A 2,579-nucleotide genomic window follows, 5' to 3' on the forward strand; every position below is an offset into this window, starting at 1 on the left:
GCCTACATTACGAAACCCTTTGAACCGGAAGATTTAATTGAAACCATTAACGAGTACTTACCTCCCTTGCCTCAATGATGTCTGTGAGTGCCCCAGTCCTTCAGGAATACTTTCATGTGGAACTACCCCAACGGGTGAATGTGGCCATTCCCCTTGGGCAAACGGCTCAGGTTTTAAGCGTTGAGCCACGGGATATTTGTCTGGTGCCGGGGGTTTCAGCTGCTCTTTTGGGTATTAGTAACCACCGGGGGCAGTTATTGTGGATGCTTGACCTATTGAAATTGCTGGGGGTGGAGCATGCTTGGGAGCGATCGCCCCACCAACGTTGGACGGCACTGGTCATGCGCGATACTGACGGATCTTCGCCGCGTCAACTGGCTTGTGTGGTGAGTCAACTGCGGGGCATTATTCATGTCTCCCCACAGCAGCGGCAACCGGTGCCTCAGCAACTTCAACGGCAGGTGCACCAGTATTTGCAGGGTTTTGTGCGGTTGGATCGCCTGCCAATTTTACTATTGAATGTTGAAGCCGTTTTTGAAGCTGTTGCCCATTCAGCTGCTCCAGCCCTATGACCTCCCTTGCCAATTCCACCCCGCCAACCTCATCCCTGAGCGATCGCTACTTTAATGCCATTCTCACTCAGGATATCCCGACCCTGCGGGCCCTCCTTGAGGAAGAACCCACTGATCATTTGGTACAGTTAACCCTAGCCACTGCCCTAGAACAGGCGGGTGATGTCACTGCCGCCAAAGCCCTTTATCAGGCGATCGCCGCAGCAGATCAGGGAATTTTTGGTCAAAGTGCCCGCCATGCCTTGGCACTATTGCAGACAAGCCCTGCGCCTCCCCCGCTCCCCCCACTGCCGAGTGCTCCCGTTGCCGCTACCCCCATTCCCCTAGGACGGGGTCAAATCAAACAGTTGCGACAGGGGCTGCACACCTTAGAAACATGGCTAGTGCAACTCCAGCAACAGGAGTGGGATAGCCCCTTGCCTGCGTTTAAGGATCCTCAACTCGCCGCCATTGGCCAAGGAATTGCCGTCTTGGTCGCTCAGCTCCAGCAGCAGCAGGATCAGATTCAAACCCTTGAAGCGCAACGTCAAGGGGAAGTACAGCGGCAGCGCCAAGAACGGATGAAAATGCAGGAGGCAGTGATTAACCTATTGCTGGATATTGAGGGAGCCCAGCGGGGAGATCTCACCGTACGCGCCAAGGTGGACGAAGGGGAAATGGGTTCCATTGCCGATGCTTTCAATGCCACAGTGCGTAGTTTGCGTCAAATTGTCGTCCAAGTCCAAACCGCTGCCAACCAAGTCCAAACCGCTGCCCAAACCACCCAGGGGGCGATCGCCGGACTGGTTGCCGGGGCAACCCAGCAAGCTGCCGACATTGATCGCAGTGTGGAAGCGGTCGAAACAATGGCCGCCTCAGTGCAAGCAGTAGCCCAGTCTGCCCAAGAAGCAGCAGCGATCGCCGCAGAGGGGCTGACGGCAGCACAATTGGGGGATGCAACTATGGACACTACCGTAGAGAGCATGGAGAATATCCGCCTCAGCGTGGCCGAGACTGCCAAGAAAATGAAACGCCTCGCTGAATCCTCCCAAGAAATCTCCAAAATCATCAACATCATCTCCAACATCTCTGAGAAAACCAACCTTTTGGCCTTTAATGCTTCGATTGAAGCTGCCCGCGCTGGGGAGCACGGCCAAGGCTTCCGGGTGGTGGCCGATGAGGTGCGCCGCCTGGCCGAGCGAGTCACAGATTCAACACGGGATATTGAACAGTTAGTGACGGGGATTCAGCAGGAGACGGCTGAGGTGCTTCAGGAAATGGAAGTCAGTACAGCGCAAGTGGTCAAGGGCACCCAGTTGGTGAGTCAAACCAAAGCAACGTTACAGGGACTCGCTCGCCTCAACCAGCAGATTGATTCACGACTGCAAATGATTTCTGAGCGCACCGCCTCCCAAACCGCCACGGCTGCAGAAGTGACGCAGATTATGCAGCGGGTCGCCCAGATGGCACAAACAACAACTTCAGCCGCTGCTGCTGTGGTGGATGCCATGGAAAGTCTAGTAGCCCTTGCCGCAGAACTGCAGGCCTCGGTATCGCGGTTCCGTGTGGATGCTTGAGGACGGGTAACCTATGACCCTTGATGCGACTGAGCTTGATGCAATTACCCAAGAAGCGCGCCATTGCTTCCTCTACGAGGATGCCCCGGAGTATTTACTGCTCCTCGAACAATGGGCAGAGGAGGTGATCAGCAATCCCGAGCGTCACTATACGGCTGAGGATTACAACAGGTTGATGCGGGCGGCGCATTCCCTCAAAGGGGGGGCTGGGATTGCCCAACTGAGTGAGCTACAGGTCTTGAGTCATCGCCTAGAGGATGTTCTGGAAGCCCTCAAGGAGGGTCGCCTGGGCGATCGCCCCCGTGCTCATCATCTTCTAGTTCAAGGCATTGAGCAAGCCCAAGAACTCTTGGCCGCCGCCAAACAGAATCATTCCTTAACACCAACACCCCCCTATCAAGCCCTTCTTGCAGCCCTCACGGAACTCCTCAGCACCGTCTCAGCCCTCCCC

Annotated in this window: 3 protein-coding genes; all 3 read left to right on the forward strand. The window is 55.7% G+C overall.

All coding sequences use genetic code 11. The features are described 5' to 3' along the window. Window positions 1-83 precede the first annotated feature (83 nt). Window positions 84-572 carry a chemotaxis protein CheW gene (locus H8Q75_RS00015; protein WP_024123846.1) on the forward strand — a complete coding sequence of 163 codons (489 nt, stop codon included), beginning with the start codon at window positions 84-86 and terminating at the stop codon, window positions 570-572. Next, the gene (locus H8Q75_RS00020; RefSeq protein ID WP_297039286.1) at window positions 569-2,128 is read left to right on the forward strand and encodes a methyl-accepting chemotaxis protein; all 1,560 of its coding nucleotides are present in this window, start codon (window positions 569-571) and stop codon (window positions 2,126-2,128) included. Before H8Q75_RS00015 ends, H8Q75_RS00020 begins: the two co-directional genes overlap by 4 nt. Before the next feature lie 13 nt (window positions 2,129-2,141). Next, the coding region (locus H8Q75_RS00025; protein ID WP_297039289.1) for an Hpt domain-containing protein at window positions 2,142-2,579 on the forward strand (438 nt) is incomplete at its 3' end.

The sequence above is a fragment of the Thermosynechococcus sp. OHK43 genome (genome assembly GCF_014466085.1).
Classification (GTDB): domain Bacteria; phylum Cyanobacteriota; class Cyanobacteriia; order Thermosynechococcales; family Thermosynechococcaceae; genus Thermosynechococcus.

What these genes read in the sequence shown, in the direction of transcription:
- H8Q75_RS00020 (WP_297039286.1), top strand. Translation starts at nt 569, where the DNA reads ATGACCTCCCTTGCCAATTCCACCCCGCCAACCTCATCCCTGAGCGAT.